Raw genomic sequence first — 17,323 nt, forward strand, 5'->3', positions numbered from 1 at the left:
TCTAATCGCGAATATTTCAGGCTTGGATGTGATTGTGTAGTATTGCTCGATTACTTGCGGTTTCTCGACAAAGTTAAAAAACGGATTTGAGCGCCCTCCGAGTATTTATAGGTATTTATGCACGCTCCGAAGATTTGAGAGACACTCGGCGCGTCGTCACGACGACGACCATGGCATCGTGGAAATTAGGCCGGTGGCCCGAGAGGCCTCGTATCTATCAGGCATGTTTGACCGCGCTCTCGTTCGTGCCTTTGGGTCACTTGTAAAGGCCGATTCCCAGGACTCCGGCAAATCCTCCAGCGTATCCCGTACACGCCAAATTCTGCCTGTCTTTGGCGGATGGTCAGCGACCTCGCTGACGAACGCGAATGACTGATTGTGCCCGAGGTTGCGTAAAACAGCAGCCTCGGGCGCTAGAGCACAGGCGTCAGGTGATTCCCTCGGCGCTGATGTATGCAGTTTTCCTGTCCGTCGGAGTGGACCAAACCGCCCGCACCATCGGCAATGGTTGCATGATTGCTCTGATTCGTATCACCGAAATCGATGCAATACTAGATCCCAAAAGGGCCATTGGATTTGGACGATTTCACACTGCAGATGTTTGAGATGCTAAAACATGTTGGGCCAAGCGACCGATAACTCCGCGAAATTATTCTGACGTTGAACGCAATTTTAATCAAAGTAAAATTGCTTAAGACCTAATCAGGATTCGCTTAGGGGAGAGATCGGAACGCTGACGGGCCTGAACTGGCCACGCATACGCCCAAATATCGACTTTGGGGTGTACCCCTGGATCAGGGCTAATCGCAGTTGGCGTTCACGCGCGCTGGTCAGTAGTGGCTAAACCCTCCACGGACACATGCAAGACCTTGACGAAGTGGTGTCAAAACAAAGTGTGATGTAAGCCTTCAGTGACTTTTCTGCAGCACGTACCTCTGGATCTGGGCGAGAGGAGCGGGTTGGCGATATAGGCAGCGTCCCAGTCAACCCGCCGCACCGGAATTGCTAGGCTAAGCGATGCTATCGCCTTTAGAGAACGTTTTATCCATCGGACGGATAAATGACCATGTGGAATGAATAACGCGCCATTCGTCATCTTCCTTCTGAAATACTTCGACGACGTTGTACTCCATGTCTATTAGATTTGTTTTGGAATAGAGCTGGTACGTCAGTACTGCCATATCCTTCGCTGCCTGTATGCGTGGGCTTCGGAGTTCGTAACTATCTGCAAATAACTTGCCGTCAATTGATTTTAGGAATTCGTTGATGACGTTGTAATCATCCACTCGCTCGGTAACGACGGCGTCAAAGTATGTGAAGCTGCGTTCGGACCACAGCGACTTGTAACCGGACGTATCTCCTTTAAACCACTTATCCAAGGCGGATTTTTCAAGCCCGATAAGATGGTGTGCGAGAGCACGCTCCTCGGGACTGTAATTTTGCTCATAGACGGGCAATGCTGTAGTCATAATTTTCTCCTTACGGATTTGATTGACTGCGGGGCGACGTTACAGGAGTCGTGCGCAGATGAAAAACGAGTCAGCAGATCGCTATATGCAATAACCGGAACAGAAGGTGCATAGCTGCGGGCCAGCTCGGCCAGACTTCCAGGTTGAACGGGGAAAGTCGGTTGCCAGCCACGGTAGAGGGTTGTGTAAATGTAATCGACGTCGCTACCTGTCAGTGTTCCGACGATCGCTTCCGCATCCCGCTCACCGTTTTCCCGGAGCGATGCGAAATTGTTGACGTTGCCAGGAGAAGCGCGAATGCCCAAGACTGTCTCGTCATCGATGGTGGCGCTTACTGCGTAGATAACCTCACGGACGAATGTGAGTTGCGATCGGGTATCTCTGCCCCAGCGATATGTACGCTGGTTGGGTGCGGAAGAGATGAACTGGTCAAGCAGGTAGCCGTTGGCCGCGTGAAGCTTGATACTGTCGAAGCCCTCGATCGACGCAGCCCGTCGGGCGGTCTCTGCAAAGCGGCTGTTCGCGTCAACTATCGTTGCATATGACATTTCCAGCGGGAACCGATAGCCATCGCTTCCGCAGTACGTGGCCAACTGCTCGCCCGGCGGCTGAATCGCCGACGGCGCAACAGTGGAATTCTTGTATCGGGTGGCTTGGGTCAGGACGCCGGAGTGCATGATTTGCGAGATGGTGACCGCACCATATGCATGCAACCGCTGTACCGGCACGATCCTGGAAGTGCCGGTGCCTCGTCGCTGAGCCTGGGCCGGCACGGGGTGCTCCTTGAGAACTGCTGATCAGTATAACCCCTTCGTGATCACCAATCCGAAGCCACCCTTGGAGAAGCGCTCGTAATAGCGAGCGATCCCTTCAGGATCGCCGTGACGCGTGTCATCGGCGCTGAGGCAAACCTGTTCGTGACCGTCGGGGTTTGTCGATTCGGATTTCTTGTGTAACACAGCGACTCAACTCCTTACTGTTTGTATCAACGACGGCCACGTATCCTACCAAAGGAATGGCACACGTGCTGCATATGGCCGGTTGTGGCGCTCCGGTCGCTCAGAAAGCGGCTGACCATTTGCGAAATTCCTTCGGGGTGCAATTCGTTTCCCGCTTGAAGAACTTGCGGAATCGATCGCCCCGAATCCCAATCGGTCGGAAAGCACTCCGATGGGTACGTCGGTGTATATGAGCAGCCGCTTGGCTTGAAGGACGATCGGTCTCGACAGATAAACCTTGGCACTCTGCCCTCTGCTGCCAACGTGGCGCGCGTCAGGCCCTTTATCGGTGCAGCCAAGGTGGACTGTGTAGTCGCGCTGCATGATTCCACTGCGAGAATCTTTGGTCCACTAGCTTGGAACTGCTGAAAGCGCGGCGACACGCTCGACCGAGATGAAGATTGCGTCTGGCGTTTCCCATGCAGGATGGTTAGCAGCTCAGCGTGCGTAGATGCCGTAGCGCCACAACGCATGTAGCTAAGCACTAAAACAGCTTGCCGATACGTCCGCGGATTCAAACTCCTGCTGATGCTCGAGCCTGTCGGATCGAAGCGGATATGCCCGGGTAAGCGCTCCAGGGCAGGTGGCATTCCCAAACGCGGCCTCGACCAACAGAAATTCAGGGCGCAGCAGCAATCCTAGTCGTCATCGCTGCCGAAGTTGTAAGCCTGGCCTGGCTGAAGCGTGAGCTTTCCGGCACAGCACACAATCGGCTCGAAATCCACAAAACGCTTGCACTGCCCTCCGTCACCCAGATGAGCATGTAGAACTCGTAGCAATAGGTCCTGCGCATAGCTTGGACCGTCGACCGATGCTTGAGGTCCGGCAGGCGAAACACCTCAAGGTCGTAGTAACGGGGGCGGCTTTGCTGGCTTGTGCGCCAGACGCTCCACCGCAGGCCTGGTCATCCCACACATCTCCGCTTTGAATACCCAATATCTGCGATTATGACGCTATCTGATGGGTAATCACGTGTCGTTACTGCTCCATACTGGCAAATATTGACCTTGATGATTGCGACCCATAAAGAGGCGCGGTGACACTTTCCCCCGATATCTGCGTCGCTCAGGCAAGCAGCTACCCGGTCCAGAGCGATCTCAAAGAAGAGTAGGGCGATGGACGTGAGTGGATTTGACTATGCGTACAAGGTCGGCTGAGTTCGCCCACGGGAATCACTAATACTTGATTCCGAATTTGTTGCATCCGCCGCAGGGTGCGATGGGAGCGGGTTGGTCGACATTCGAAATTTCCCAGGAGCGACGATGACAAAACTTACGAAGCAAAGTAGGGACTTGGCAGAGCACTATGCAGAGCAGTTGTCCGGGTGGGGACAAATAACGACGCGCTCGTTGTTCGGGGCCGTCGCGCTATATCGGGACGGGCACGTGTTTGCGATGGTCTGGAAGGGCTCGCTGTACTTCAAAGTGGACGATGCGACTCGCGCCGAGTATGAAGCGGCAGGCTCGCATGCCTTAGGCTATGTCGCCGATGGCCGTGAGCATGCGCTGAAGTCCTATTGGGAAGCGCCCGTCGACGTGATCGAAGATCATCAGGCGCTTCTTGCTTGGGCGCAACGAGCATGGAGCGCCGCCTTGAAGGCTGCCAAGGACTGATTGACTGAAATGAATGGCGTCGAGCCGCCCCATATCTGTTCACTACCGGCATCTTGCTCCGGGTAAGGCGCGCTTGACTGAGCTGAGTTCCTTGACGCCTTCGGTCCATTGAGCATCCCTCTAGACCTCGAGGCGGGGGGGGATGGCTAGTTTGGATACCGGTTAGTCGGCCAGAGCGCTTGCGGCCGCGTCAACCTTGTAGAAGAAGGTTGACGCGGCCCATTTTTCGTTCATACTGACTGGTAGGTTGGAAAATTTGGTCTATTGGTACGAGAAGAGAGGGAAATCCTCAGGTTCGGAGCAGTTTCGTTCCCGGGGCCCGAAGTCGACTCGTCCAAAGACTACCGTATTGTCTAGGGATGTCGTGGTTTCGCTCTCGGTACCCTCGCACCAAGCGGGGGGCCGGGGTCTATAGCCAGCCTTGCGGCCTTGTATCTGCATGAAAATATTTAACGAACTCAACGGCGTCGAATTTGAGACGCGCGGCGACGTCGACATCGTGAGCGCGTCGATTCAGGCACACAGCGCCATCAGCCATTCTTGCCGTCGGGGTATTTGCGGGCAGTGTGCTGGCCTAGTGCGCGACGGCGCGTTCTCGAACGGAATCGACGGCGAGACACAAATCGCCTCGAGAGACGGTAGGCCTGTCAGTGTGCTGATGTGCCAAACGTTCGCGCGATCCGAATTGGTCGTGGAGTGTAACGATAATGGAGCGGCACCCCAAGCTCGGGCCGTTCAAGTAAGCTCCATCGCGTTCCCGACCCCGGAGGTCGCGGTCGTCGATCTCGACTTTATGGACGGACAATCGTTCAAATTCCAGGCGGGTCAGTTCGTTTGCATTCGTTGGACCGGAGACCGCCAGAAGTACTTTTCGATCGCTAGCAAGGAAAGCGACTCGAGCAGTATTCAACTACACATCAGGCGGCAGGTTCAGGGAGAGTTCACTGGGTGGTTGTTCGAGGCGGCGAGAGCCGGCGATATCTTTGGTCTGGAAGGCCCCTTGGGGAAGTTCACGTGGACGACTCCGGACGACCGTCCGGTAGTCTTGATGGCTACCGGCACGGGATTCTCTCCCATCCAGTCAATGGTCGAGACACATGCGTTATGGAGGCGCAAATCCCCGGTCTATCTCTATTGGGGTGGGCAAACAGAGAACGACGTCTACCGCCCGGATCTTGCGCGCCAATGGTCGACGATGGGAGAAAACTTTCATTTCATCCCGGTCTCGGCAGCCCCGATTGGTGAGTGGTCGGGCAGAATTGGGTACCTACAGGACTGCGTAGCCCAAGATCATCGGAGTCTCGCAAACTTCGATGTGTACGCGTGTGGCTCGCCGATTATGATCGCGCTTGCACAGGAAAAGCTTGTCTCAGAGCTTGGGCTTCCGAGCGATCGCTTCTTCACCGATTCGTTTAACGTGAAGCCGCCGCAAACGGACGGATCACAGAGCCTCATCGATTTTGTCGTGAAATTTCAAGGATCTGTGAAAGGGCGCATGCACGCCGAAAACGGATGCACGCTTCTTCAGGCGCTGATGCGGTCCGGCTTAAACCTCGATCACTATTGTGGTGGCGGTGCGGTATGCGGCACCTGCCGGGTCAGGGTCGAGCCTGCGCTGGTCAACGGCATGAACGAAGATGAGATCGATCTTCTTGATTGCTTGCCTGACGCATGCGATGGGGACCGGCTTGCCTGTCAGTTCAAGCTGAGCCGAGAAGTTGAGTCTCGAACCGTTTATCTGCCGGGTACGCCTGGGCGAGTTTCCGCTTTGAGGGATTGAAATGAGCAATGAACAGATTCAAAGCGAGTACGTGGGCAAAGCCTTCAAGCCGGAGGGCATGCTTGAGGCCCGCAGAAGAACGTGGCTCGCCGTTGACGACATCGCGACTGCGATCAAGCCCGGCATGACTGAGCCGCAGGCGACTCAGCTCGCGCGGAAGACTCTCAAAAAGCATGGACTTTTGCAGGGATGGCACGCCATCTGCATTCGGTTTGGCTGCAACACAATGCTAGAGTACGGCGCACCATCTAAGCCGGATATCGTCCTCGGAGAGAACGACATTTTCACGCTCGATATCGGTCCGTTGTGGGATGGGTACGAAGCTGATTCTGGCGATACCTTCGTTGTTGGAGGCGACCCGGAGATGTTGCGAGCAAAGTCCGACGTAAAGGTTCTGTGGAGCGGTGTGCAGGACGCATGGCGATCGCGGGGGCTGACGGGCATTGACCTGTACAGCTTTGCCGCAGCAGAGGCAGACAAGCTGGGCTGGGTCTTCGATTCGATCATGTCTGGTCACAGGGTAGGGGATTTTCCTCACCAGTATCACGGAACGCTCCGTTCGATGGAGGGCATTCCGAGTTCCAACATCTGGATCCTCGAAATTCTGATCCGACATAAGACGCTACCTTTCGGCGCATACTTCGAGGACTTGTTGACCTAGGCGCAGTGCAGCCTGTGCGGAGACCCGAGCGGCCCCGTCGCCCAGGGATCGTCATGTTCGCTGATTGGCTATGTTCCGCGCGTATGGCGTGGCGGTACGGTCAATAGTCGGACAAACCTGTTGACTACACGGTCAAAAAAAAAGACAATATATCTCACCTCGCTCTGCGAGGTGAGGGTGTCGGCGTATCCGTCAAGGAGACCAATGAGAATCCCAACATTCAATGGCGTTGTCTATCCGTCGCAAACGGATGCGATGGGGCATATGACAGTCCAGTATTACATCGCAGCCTTTGATCAAGCGATGTGGCATCTTGTGTCGCGCCTCGGGTATGACCCTGAATGGCGGAACTCCAGAGATGAGGGTTGGGCCGACGTTCGCTATGAGATTGACTTCCGCTCGGAACTTCGAGTCGGCGATCTCTACATGGTAGACAGCGAAGTCATCGACCTTGGCAAGAGCTCGCTCAGGTCGAAGCACCGACTTCTGGCAAGAAGCGGTGAGGTGGCCGCTGAACTCCTGATGACATCGGTGTACTTTCATCTGAAAGAGAGAAAGAGCATTCCGATACCCGATTCCATTCGGTCGGAGATTTGCGTGCTCACGGAATCGTCCGACGCAACGAATGTTTCCGGGTGACCCGAGGTACCGGGCGATAACTTAAATGCTGATTCTGGGAAAAGCGTTATGAAAATCGATCGTAGAGAACAGCTGAAGGCGAAGAAGCAGGCTTACGTACAGGATGAAATTATTGCTTCCGCCGTGGTTTTATTCGCGGAGAGAGGTTTCCGCGCTGTCACAATCGATGATATCGCCGCTAATCTTGGCTATACGAAATCGGTGGTCTACTACTATTTCAAAAGCAAGAATGAAATCCTGTGGCAGATTTTCAATCGTATCTACGATAGCTACTTTGCGATGATTTCCTCGGTGGTGGTGAGGGAGTTGCCTCCCGATCTCGCCCTGAGAGAGCTTTTAAAGGGCCACGCTCTTTTGGTCATGGAGCGTCGAGACTGGACCGCGATTTACAATCGCGAAGAGAGCGAGCTTGAAGAGAAGCAACTCAAGCTGCACGTTCAGCGTCGGCGCGAGTACGATGCCGTCATCAATGGTGTGTACAAGGATGGTGTCAAGAAAGGCTTGTTTCGTGATATTCCCTCGAGTATCGCTGTTGCAGGACTTTTGGGGATGTGCAATTCTTTGTACCGCTGGTACAACGAGGAAGGTCCGATTTCTGCGCCGGAGATCGCCGAGTACTACGTGGATATCTTGACCGGTGGTTACCTGGCCACTCCAGTGGCTAAGTCGGTTGCAAGCAAGGCGACCGTGCGCAAGACGTCGACGAAGGTTCCGAGGGTGGCTAACGCGTAACTTGCCCGGGCGACGAGTTGGAGAGTGCTCAAAGGCTGCGTTGCTGAGGCTGACCCCCAAGCGCATTGAGCGAATCTAGGCCTCGTTCGCGCTAGATCAGCCGCCCACCGCCCGCTCTAGCGCGGACATCGAATCGCGAATGTAGGCTCGAGTGATTCGGGCGGTCTCGATTAGATAAAAACCGTGCGGGGCGCCCGGATACACGTGAAACTCGGTCGGCACACCCGCTAGCATCAGCCGGCGGGCGTAGTCCATGTTCTCTGCTAGAAACAGATCTAGGGCCCCACAGGCGATGAAGGTTGGCGGGAGACCTTCGACATTGTCTGCGCGCGCCGCTGCAGCGTAAGGTGAGACCGCCGTGGCACCCGGCGGCCCGCCTAGGAGTGAAGTCCATCCGAACAGATTGTTCTCTGGCGTCCAAACGAACTGGCCTTGATATGGCGACGGCTCTGAACACGCTGCCGTGCGATCATCAAGCATTGGGAAGACCAGATGCTGGAAAGCGATGGAGATTTCGCCCCGGTCGCGAGCGAGAAGTACCAACGCCGCCGCTAGACCGCCGCCGGCGCTCTCGCCGGTGACGACGATCCGATCTCGATCGACACCTAGCGCTTCTGCCTCGGCGTTGAGCCAGGTCAGCGCGGCATAGCAGTCCTCTAGCGGTCCGGGATGCGGGTTCTCCGGTGCTAGGCGATAGTCGACGGATACCACGGTCGCGCCCAATTCGAGCGCATAGGCTGCGTCGGTGGCAAGACCCATCTCAGGCGAGCCCATGATGTAACCCCCACCGTGAATGTGAAGGAAGGCTGGGCCACCATTCTCGCTCCCTTTCGCCCGTGTGATTACCACGCGCACGTCAGGCGCACCTGGCCACCCAGGGATCATGCGCTCGACGATTTCAACCCCATCCGGCGGGGCGGGAAACCACACGCCGACGCTTTCCACCATAACGGTCCGCGACTGCAACAGCGTGTCGAGATCGATCGGGGAGGAGGGCTTTTCATCGATAAGAGCGCGTAGCTCCGGATCCACGAGATGTCTTGACGGCACGACGGTCCTCCTTTTGATATCACCATACTGCCCGCGGTTCGCGGACGTTGCCCCTGGTGTTTGCATCGATCTCGTCCGCGTCTCGGTCAATCGTCCTATCGGGCTGCAGGCGTAACAGTGATGGTCGCAGTTCGCTTTTCTATGGGGCAATCCAACGCGCGACTTTTAACTGATGCGAGTCTTGCCGGGAACTACGGCAATACCGTCGACCTCGATCCTTGCCCGCGAATCGAAAAGCTTCACAACCGGGATGAACGTGCTCGCCGGCGGATTCTGACCGGTAATGAACTCGGCCCGAACTCGCTTGAAGATGGGAAGAAGGTTCTCTTCAAAATCAGGGACGTAGTAGGTGAAGCGGGCGACTGCTTCGAAGCCCACGCCAGCAGCTCGCAGCGTGCGCTCGAGCGCTCGGAACGTGTTTCGCACCTGCATTTCGAAGTCGCCGTCGATAAAGTTGTCGTTTTCGTCTGATGAGACGTGGCCGCCCAACAGCAGGACGTCGCCGGAACCCTGAACCGCTTGAGAGATGCCGGGGTACGAGATCCCCGGCTGATTGATTGCGGTAAGCATTGCCTATCCCCAAGTTGATGAAAGAAGTCTCGATTCGCTTTCCTGCGAGCGGAACACAAGCAGTTGCGATCGCGCTATTCCAGCAGGAGCGCACAGTGCTCTCATGAGGAGCGTGCGCCAGCAGCCGATCGCCGATGCCCACATTGTTGTCTGGCGACTGGGGTGCCTCTTGCAGTGACGTTACGTTGCCAGCCAATTATAGACCAAGTGGACAAAAATTTGTCCGTACAGTATATTTTAATCCTTCGTGGTCTGTTTGCCGGGAGGGCTTCGAACCATGGCACATAGGATCGGCTAATCAAACTGAGGGATGGGATAGGGCATGACAAGTTCTACAAAGCCGGCATGGGAATCGTCGGTCAGTCACATCGAAGAATCGAGCGTTTTCATTCGTGGTTACGATTTGGGTGAACTGATCGGGCAACTTTCGTTTGCATCGGTCTCTTACTTGCTGATCAGAGGCAGGCTCCCGACACCAGGCGAGTCCAAAATGATGGACGCAATTCTTTGCTCGGTGCTCGACTATTCGCTGAAGAAACCCGGTACGGTTGCTGCGCGCTACTGCGTTTCCGGCAATCCGTCGATGGTGGCGGGCATGGCAACAGCGGTGCTGTCGGCCGGGGAGTACACGCTCGCGCCTGATGCAGGCGGGGAGTTCATTTTGGCCACTTTCGCTTCGTACAATCGGCAAGACGACTCGATGGCCGATGCAGCTGATGTCATCGTTGCAGCGCTCCGCGCACAAGGACAGAGAGTGCCCGGCTTTGGGCATCCCAACTTTCGCTATACAGACCCGCGAGCGCAAAAACTGAAGGCCATCGCGAAGGAGAACGGTGTCTGGGGCGAGCTGTGCGACTGGTACGAAGCTATCCATGCATCATTCATCAAGCAGGCAAATAAGCCTGATCTCGTCATCAACGAGGTGGGGATGATGGCCGCAATCTTGGCGCAGATGCAGTTCACGCCGGCTGAAATGACGGGTTTGGCGCTGGTGTCGACGATGCCGGGCGTCATTGCTCACATCTCGGAGGAGCTCAGATCAAAGATTCGCATTCGCGGTGTCGCAGATGCCGACGCGTCGTATTCCCAGGAACGTAAGAATCTCAAGGAAGATCTTCTCGGCGCGGGCTGGCAAGCAGTATAAGCACACTGCTTGTGCGCCTGCACCTGCTAGGAGGTGCGGGCGCACATCGACCACATATTGGAGGAGTCGAGCCTGCCACCACCCTCCGGCGTCGCCCAGACTATGTTCTAGGTCTGGTCTTTAATATCGCCTCCGGTGCACCTGAAGGAACTACTGACGGCCAATTGGCCATTGTCATGCGTCTACGCGCTACCCGACGAATTCAAGCGGCTCAGGTTGTACCAGAAGCCAGCAGGCGCAGAAAACTAGAGAACAATGGGCCGAACTCCGTCGGTGAATAATATTTGTGGGATGGGAGTCTCACCACGTGAGATCGCTCGCGCGCCGATGTTTACGTTCCCGATGATCGGGAACGGTGGGTCGGTGCCTCAGACTCATCGCGGAAACCTGCATTTCAACGGAGGTCCGCACGAGGTGGACCGACGTCGATTTGACCTCGGAGCCAGACAAGCCCGCTACACCGATCTTCCACAACGCCGCTCGACGCGTCGCGGAACTGCTGCCGTAGGCCACAAGCATTCCGCTTTTGCGATGCCGGGATGGTGTGATCGATCTTTCGCCTGACCATTCCCTTATCCGTGATAAGGTCTCGGGGCCTGACGGCATGTGGGTGGCGGTCACGTCGTGCCATGGCTTCGGCCTGTCGAGATTCGCGAAGCTTCAGAAGGACTGGCGCAAGCAATTCAAATGGGACGCAGGCAACCTGATCCTCGAAGTATCAACGGCCAAGAATCGCATCTTGGCCGTTTTACCTTTCATGACGAGAGCGAAACGCGGGCAAATATGCCCGCATATTTCTTACTGGATCGTCCAACCGCCATCGATTACGAGCGAGTGACCGTTCATGTAGTCCGAGTACGGCGACGCGGCGAACAGGATCGCGTTGGAAATATCATTGGGGACCCCCTTTCTTCCCGCAGGGACGCGCTTCATTGCATCGGGGTTGACGCCGACGCCGCGCATCGGCGGCGCATCGTCGGCCAGAATGCGCGTGGAATGCTTGCGCATATCGGTCTGAATCATGCCAGGGCAAACTGCGTTGACTTTGATGCCCTTAGCGGTCAAATCACACGCCATCTGACGTGTGAGGCCGATCACGCCAAACTTCGACGAGGTATAAGCCAGGCCATCGGCGCCCCCAATGACGCCGCCGACGGAAGCTACATTCACGATGGCGCCTTCGCCACGCGGCATCATGTTCTTCAAGACGGCACGGCTCATCAGGAACGTTCCACGCAGATTGGTGTTCAGAACCTTGTCCCAGAGGGCCGTGGATGTTTCATTGATACCGGCAAATCCATCGAATACCGAGGCGTTGTTCACCAGAACGTCGATTCGACCATGCTTCGCTACAATCTTTCCAGTGACCTCTTCGATCATCGCCTCGTTCTGGACGTCAGTCTTCATGAACTCGGCCTTGAGGTTTTCTTTCGCAAGCGACGAAACCACGTCGTCGCCTTCGTCTTCGAGAAAGCCCGCGATAACTACGGTACCGCCTGCGCGGGCAAACGATTCGACGGTTGCACGGCCAATCCCGGTCTCGCCGCCAGTCACTACGATAATCTTGTCTTTGAAGTCGAACATCATTTGCACCCTTGAGTTGTGAGCGGCTCGTCACATCGAGTCATCGCCGCTCGTAGACGTGTTAGACCGCAATCAGCCGTGGCCGATCACCGATTTCACTTCGAGGTATTCCGCCAGGCCATAGGCACCGGCTTCTCGACCATTGCCAGACCGCTTGTAGCCACCGAACGGTGCGCGAACATCGAAGTCCGGGCTGTTGACGAAAATGGAGCCAGCACGGAGGCGACGGGCAACGCGTCGAACACGCTCAAGGTCACCTGACGAAACGTAGCCTGCGAGTCCGTATTCCGTGTCATTTGCGATCGCGACGGCCTCGTCTTCACTGTCGTAGGGAATCACAACCAGCACTGGGCCGAAGATCTCTTCGCGAGCAATTTCCATATCGGGAGAAACATCGGAAAAGATCGTCGGCCGTACATAAAAGCCGCGCTCGAGTCCTTCGGGACGCCCGGGGCCGCCCGCTGCCAGGTGTGCACCGGCGGCCACGCCATTCGAAATGAGGCGCTGTATCTTTTCGAACTGAACTCGATTTGCGACCGGGCCTACCATCGTTTTCGGATCGGCGGGGTCGCCAACCGTATGCTTGCGCGCTTCGTCCGCGGCAATTTCAACAGCTGTCTGATACTGATGGCGCGCGATAAGCAACCGCGTCGGTGCGTCGCACGTTTGTCCGCTGTTTGCGCATATTGCTCGTACACACGATCGAACCGCGGCGTCCAGATCGGCATCGTCGAAAACGATGTTCGCGGACTTGCCGCCCAACTCTTGCGTCACGCGTTTCACGGAATCGGCAGCGGCCTTGGCGACTAGAACGCCTGCACGGGTCGAGCCGGTGAAGGACACCATGTCGATGTCGGGATGGCGCGAAATGGCTTCGCCAACCGTCGGGCCGTCGCCATTGACGAGATTGAACACACCGGCCGGAAGACCGGCTTCGTCGAGGATCTCCGCAAAGACCGTCGCGTCGAGAGGTGCGATTTCGCTGGGCTTCAACACGATGGTGCAACCCGCCGCGATCGCGTAAAGGACTTTGCAGACGACTTGATTCAGCGGCCAATTCCATGGCGTGATGAGTCCGACAACGCCGATGGGTTCCTTGATGATTCGGGTGCTACCGACCTGCTCCTCGAATGAGTACGACTTCAATACGTCGATGACAGTTTCGGTGTGCGCGATACAGGACGTGACCTGTGCTTCATTGGCGAAGGTGATGGGGCAACCCATCTCGCGGGAGATCAATGAGGCAATCTCTCCGTGGCGGCGACGAAGGATCGGCAGTACACGCTCGAAGAAAGCGACCCTCTCAGCAGTCGATGTTTGTGAATAGCTAGCGAAGGCATTACGAGCCGCCTTTACGGCACGATCGACATCGACTTGCGTTCCCATCGAGATGTAGGCGGTCGGTTCTTCTGTAGCCGGATTGATGACGGCCGCTTTGCGCGGTTCGACGGGGTCGACCCACTGACCGGCGATGTAAAACTTCAAGAAATTATCCATGGTTGTCTCGTGAGCAATCGGAACTGGACAAGAAAGTCTGCGCCTCCCGGAGCATCAAGGATGCGAAGCGAATGTCGAGAGCAGGCGGTCGACCCGACGCAGGCGGCAGGCATTGTGCGGTACCTCCAAGAACTGCATATCAAACGCGCGATCGCGACGCCCGTGGGACGGACTTTTCCCGCGTAGCGCGCCCGTGCGTGGGCTGATCGTTCCCGATCCACCTGCAATATACCGCATAGTCAGATTTTCGTGCTAGCTGTTCAAATTTAGCGCGGGGCGGGCTGACAGTCGGCTATCCGGTTCAATGCATTGCGCCGAGTCATCTAGGGAAATCCCTATCAGTGGCATTCCTAGGGGCGGCATGCATCGAGACCATTCTTGTTGTTCCCAAAAAAATTATACTCAATGGTCTTTTTTACAGTACCATTGGTCTAAACACTATCCGCGTCGTTGTTGCTATGAACATGAAAGACTCTAAATTGGACGACCAGAGCTTCGACTACATCGTCATCGGCGCTGGATCTGCCGGTTGCGTTGTTGCGTCACGGCTGTCTGAGGATCGTTCGATCACCGTCCTCCTCGTCGAAGCCGGACCGGAAGACAAAAGCTGGACCATCGACATGCCACTTGCTGTCGAAAGCCTTGTTTCCGGCAACGAGTTCAACTGGCAGTACATGAGTGAGCCGGAAAAGTATTTATTCGGGCGGCAGGTCGACCATCCGCGAGGTAAGGTCCTTGGTGGCTCGTCGTCGATCAACGGGATGGTGTACACCCGTGGCAATGCACTGGACTACGATGGCTGGGAACAAACCTACGGTTGCACCGGCTGGAGCTACGCAGATGTTCTGCCGTACTTCAAGCGATCCGAAACATTTCACGGAGAGGGCAACGATTATCGAGGCCGTCACGGCCCGTTGCGAGTCAGCCGCCCCGATGTGGGGAAGGACCCGCTCCAAGCGGCTTTCATGGAAGCGGGAAAACAGGCTGGCTACCCGACCACCGACGATTCCAATGCCTATCAGCATGAGGGTTTTCACCCCAGCGAATGTACGATTTTCGGTGGGCGCCGCTGGAGCGCGGCGCGTGCGTACCTTTCGCCAGACGTGCGGCGCCGCGCCAACCTCACGATCAGCACAAATACGCTCGCCGAGCAGATTGTTTTCGCGGGCAAGCGCGCAACAGGTCTTCGGGTTCGTAAAAATGGCCAAAGCAGCGTGATTTCTGCCCGGAGGGAAGTGATTTTGTGTTCGGGTTCGATTGGCTCCGCGCAACTCTTGCAACTCTCGGGCGTGGGACCTAGCGACGTGCTGCGCGCCGCCAACGTCGAAGCGGTGCATGAACTGCGAGGTGTCGGGGCAAACCTTCAGGACCATCCGGATATCACATTGCAAGTCGAATGCCGCCAGCCGCTCGGTCTTGCCCCATTTACGAAGTTCCCTCGCAAGCACCTTGCCGGCGCGCAATGGTTTCTGACGAAGACGGGGGTAGCGGCGAGCAATCAGTTCGAGGCCGCAGCCTACATACGAACGAAGGCGGGCGTTTGCTACCCCGATTTGAAGCTGGAGTTCTTGGGCTTGGCGTTTCAACCGGATACCTTTGCGCCATACCCTGGATACAGCTTCCAAATTCATATGACGTTGATGCGCGCGCAGAGCAGGGGAAGCCTTGCGATCAAAACCAATCGCGCGACCGACAAGCCATGCCTTAAATTCAACTATCTCGAGGCAGAGGCCGATCGCGAAAGCTTCAGAAATGCGTTGCGTCTTACGCGTGAAATTGTCGCGCAAAGTGCATTCGATCCCTATCGCGGAAAAGAATTGGCCCCGGGAAAGGACGTCCAAACGGACGAACAGATCGATGCCTGGGTCTCCTCTCGTGTTGGGACTGCATACCATCCATCAGGGACTTGTCGCATGGGCTCTGCAGCAGATGATGATGCAGTGGTCGCACCCAATTTAAAGGTGCGGGGTATGGAAAACATCAGAGTTGCCGACGCGTCGATCATGCCCCTCGTCGTCGCGGCCAATACGAATGCGCCTTGCATCATGATTGGTGAGATGGCTTCGGATCTTATTCGAGGCCGGAAGCTGGCGCCGGAGCGCCGGCCTCATTATGTCGCGGAAGATTGGATGACGTCGCAGCGGTAGTAGTTCAGCGACGCCCACATGAGTTTAGGAAACGCTTTTTGTTGTCCCAAGCGTAATCAACAGTAGAAAGAGGGAACAATGAATTATTCAGTGTCTGTACCAGCAATTCCTGATGTCATGCGTGCCGTGCTGCTCACCGGCTATGGTGGGATCGATCAGCTGCAATTTCGGGAGGATGTGCGGGTACCGCGCCCCAAGAGAGGGGAGGTGCTGATCAAGGTCGGCGCATGTGGTATCAACAATACCGACATCAATCTTCGCACACAGTGGTACCACCGCGCAGCAGGCACAACCCTCACCGAAGAGGTCGGTCTTCGCGGGGTTCAGGGCATCATGGATAAGCAAGAGGAAGCGGCCGCCACCTGGAAGCAGGAGGCGGTCGTGTTCCCTCGCATCCAGGGTGCCGCGATTGCAGGGCGGATTGTGGCTGTCGGAGATGCCGCGATTGCCGGCCGTGTCGGCGAGCGCGTGATTGTCGATCCGCAGGTGCGTGATTTGTCTTTGCCCGAGCGAGCACAGCTCGTTGAATACATCGGAGGCGAGCGCGACGGCGGATTCGCTGAATATGTTACCGTACCCGCAGAGAACGCGTATGCGGTTACGTCATCGCTTAGCGACGCCGAACTTGCCACATTCCCGACTTCGTATGACACCGCTGAAGAGATGTTGGAGCGGGCGCGACTTTCGGAAGGTGAAACGGTCGTTGTCACCGGGGCATCGGGCGGTGTAGGCACGGCGCTAGTGCAACTCGCGTTGATCCGGAAGGCGCGAGTGATCGCGATTGCCGGTCAGTCCAAGGAAGATCGGGTCCGAGCACTAGGCGTGCATGCCTTTGTTCCTCGAGAGTCCGAGAGCATCAAAGAGGCCGTGGAGAAAATTGTCGGCGCCAACGGCATAGACGTGGTCGCAGACGTCGTTGGCGGACAAGCATTTGGCGATTTTCTGAAGGTGCTGCGCCGCGGCGGTCGGTATACGACCGGTGGTGCGATCGGCGGCCCAGTTCAGCCGATGGATCTTCGAGATCTTATCTATAAGGATCTCGAAATGTATGGGATAACTTGCCCGACTCCGGCGACGTTTGCGAGAGTGATCGCGCATGTGTCATCGGGTAAGCTGCGCCCGCTGCTCGACAAAGCTTACCCGCTTGAGCAACTTGCTCAGGCGCAGGCAGATTTCGTCAAGCGCACGCACGTCGGAAAATTTGTTATCGAACCCGCTGCTCGCTAGAGCAACTTCGCCGGAAGCAACCAGCGTCCGTTCTGTGAGTTTCGCCGGCGTCCGGCGCTGCATACGAGACCGTTTGGCACTGGTTGCTCTGCCGGTTGACCTCTTGTACCACAAAGTATATTTTACATACTTAATGGTCAGTAGTCGCCGACATCGAACTGAGGCAAGCAATGCATGTTCGAGACTGCGTAGCCGCGGACGGTGGTGTCCGA

At 56.3% G+C, this 17,323-nt stretch carries 14 protein-coding genes; 8 read left to right on the forward strand and 6 right to left on the reverse strand.

Annotation, left to right across the window (positions count from 1 at the left end; translation table 11 throughout):
• Positions 1-1,010: 1,010 nt before the first annotated feature.
• Positions 1,011-1,469, reverse strand: a complete 459-nt coding sequence (locus U5A56_RS36040; protein WP_124665500.1) for a nuclear transport factor 2 family protein — start codon at positions 1,467-1,469, stop codon at positions 1,011-1,013.
• Positions 1,466-2,242, reverse strand: coding sequence for a hypothetical protein (locus U5A56_RS36045; protein WP_257776024.1), 777 nt, complete (start codon positions 2,240-2,242; stop codon positions 1,466-1,468). Before U5A56_RS36045 ends, U5A56_RS36040 begins: the two co-directional genes overlap by 4 nt.
• A gap of 1,487 nt (positions 2,243-3,729) precedes the next feature.
• Here U5A56_RS36045 and U5A56_RS36050 point away from each other — a divergent pair.
• The 5 genes from U5A56_RS36050 (at position 3,730) to U5A56_RS36070 (ending at position 7,892) form a co-directional block, all read left to right on the forward strand.
• A complete protein-coding gene (locus U5A56_RS36050) occupies positions 3,730-4,080 on the forward strand; it encodes a TfoX/Sxy family protein (protein ID WP_257776023.1) in 351 nt (116 codons plus the stop codon).
• Between the two features lie 439 nt (positions 4,081-4,519).
• Positions 4,520-5,860: a 2Fe-2S iron-sulfur cluster-binding protein gene (locus U5A56_RS36055; RefSeq protein WP_257776022.1), complete on the forward strand. Its 1,341-nt coding sequence runs from the start codon at positions 4,520-4,522 to the stop codon at positions 5,858-5,860.
• Position 5,861: 1 nt separating this feature from the next.
• Entirely contained in the window at positions 5,862-6,521 is a 660-nt protein-coding gene (locus U5A56_RS36060) for a M24 family metallopeptidase (RefSeq protein WP_257776021.1), read from the forward strand.
• Between the two features lie 204 nt (positions 6,522-6,725).
• Positions 6,726-7,160, forward strand: coding sequence for an acyl-CoA thioesterase (locus U5A56_RS36065; RefSeq protein ID WP_124665505.1), 435 nt, complete (start codon positions 6,726-6,728; stop codon positions 7,158-7,160).
• A 48-nt stretch (positions 7,161-7,208) separates the two neighbouring features.
• On the forward strand, positions 7,209-7,892 hold the full coding sequence (locus U5A56_RS36070) for a TetR/AcrR family transcriptional regulator (RefSeq protein WP_257776020.1): 684 nt from the start codon (positions 7,209-7,211) through the stop codon (positions 7,890-7,892).
• Between the two features lie 96 nt (positions 7,893-7,988).
• Here U5A56_RS36070 and U5A56_RS36075 read toward each other — a convergent pair whose 3' ends face one another.
• On the reverse strand, positions 7,989-8,924 hold the full coding sequence (locus tag U5A56_RS36075) for an alpha/beta hydrolase (protein ID WP_321927249.1): 936 nt from the start codon (positions 8,922-8,924) through the stop codon (positions 7,989-7,991).
• A gap of 183 nt (positions 8,925-9,107) precedes the next feature.
• Entirely contained in the window at positions 9,108-9,512 is a 405-nt protein-coding gene (locus U5A56_RS36080) for a RidA family protein (RefSeq protein WP_257776018.1), read from the reverse strand.
• Between the two features lie 322 nt (positions 9,513-9,834).
• On the opposite strand from U5A56_RS36080, the gene U5A56_RS36085 reads away from it, so the two are divergent.
• Positions 9,835-10,656 carry a citryl-CoA lyase gene (locus U5A56_RS36085; RefSeq protein WP_257776017.1) on the forward strand — a complete coding sequence of 274 codons (822 nt, stop codon included), beginning with the start codon at positions 9,835-9,837 and terminating at the stop codon, positions 10,654-10,656.
• A gap of 798 nt (positions 10,657-11,454) precedes the next feature.
• Here U5A56_RS36085 and U5A56_RS36095 read toward each other — a convergent pair.
• Positions 11,455-12,243, reverse strand: a complete 789-nt coding sequence (locus tag U5A56_RS36095) for an SDR family NAD(P)-dependent oxidoreductase (protein WP_257776016.1) — start codon at positions 12,241-12,243, stop codon at positions 11,455-11,457.
• A gap of 69 nt (positions 12,244-12,312) precedes the next feature.
• Positions 12,313-13,737, reverse strand: coding sequence for an aldehyde dehydrogenase family protein (locus U5A56_RS36100; protein ID WP_257776015.1), 1,425 nt, complete (start codon positions 13,735-13,737; stop codon positions 12,313-12,315).
• Positions 13,738-14,078: 341 nt separating this feature from the next.
• Here U5A56_RS36100 and U5A56_RS36105 point away from each other — a divergent pair, with 341 nt between their 5' ends.
• The gene (locus U5A56_RS36105) at positions 14,079-15,884 is read left to right on the forward strand and encodes a choline dehydrogenase (protein ID WP_257776014.1); all 1,806 of its coding nucleotides are present in this window, start codon (positions 14,079-14,081) and stop codon (positions 15,882-15,884) included.
• A gap of 78 nt (positions 15,885-15,962) precedes the next feature.
• Complete coding sequence (locus U5A56_RS36110) at positions 15,963-17,111, forward strand: alcohol dehydrogenase family protein (protein ID WP_257776013.1); 1,149 nt, start codon at positions 15,963-15,965, stop codon at positions 17,109-17,111.
• Positions 17,112-17,323 lie beyond the last annotated feature (212 nt).

It is taken from the genome of Burkholderia sp. BCC1998 (genome assembly GCF_905339875.1).
In the GTDB taxonomy this organism is placed as follows: Bacteria; Pseudomonadota; Gammaproteobacteria; order Burkholderiales; family Burkholderiaceae; genus Burkholderia.

Coding starts and splice junctions, on each gene's coding strand:
- U5A56_RS36110 (WP_257776013.1), top strand. CDS start 15,963: ATGAATTATTCAGTGTCTGTACCAGCAATTCCTGATGTCATGCGTGCC.
- U5A56_RS36050 (WP_257776023.1), top strand. CDS start 3,730: ATGACAAAACTTACGAAGCAAAGTAGGGACTTGGCAGAGCACTATGCA.
- U5A56_RS36085 (WP_257776017.1), top strand. CDS start 9,835: ATGACAAGTTCTACAAAGCCGGCATGGGAATCGTCGGTCAGTCACATC.
- U5A56_RS36100 (WP_257776015.1), bottom strand. CDS start 13,737: ATGGATAATTTCTTGAAGTTTTACATCGCCGGTCAGTGGGTCGACCCC.
- U5A56_RS36065 (WP_124665505.1), top strand. CDS start 6,726: ATGAGAATCCCAACATTCAATGGCGTTGTCTATCCGTCGCAAACGGAT.
- U5A56_RS36080 (WP_257776018.1), bottom strand. CDS start 9,512: ATGCTTACCGCAATCAATCAGCCGGGGATCTCGTACCCCGGCATCTCT.
- U5A56_RS36055 (WP_257776022.1), top strand. CDS start 4,520: ATGAAAATATTTAACGAACTCAACGGCGTCGAATTTGAGACGCGCGGC.
- U5A56_RS36060 (WP_257776021.1), top strand. CDS start 5,862: ATGAGCAATGAACAGATTCAAAGCGAGTACGTGGGCAAAGCCTTCAAG.
- U5A56_RS36040 (WP_124665500.1), bottom strand. CDS start 1,469: ATGACTACAGCATTGCCCGTCTATGAGCAAAATTACAGTCCCGAGGAG.
- U5A56_RS36095 (WP_257776016.1), bottom strand. CDS start 12,243: ATGATGTTCGACTTCAAAGACAAGATTATCGTAGTGACTGGCGGCGAG.
- U5A56_RS36070 (WP_257776020.1), top strand. CDS start 7,209: ATGAAAATCGATCGTAGAGAACAGCTGAAGGCGAAGAAGCAGGCTTAC.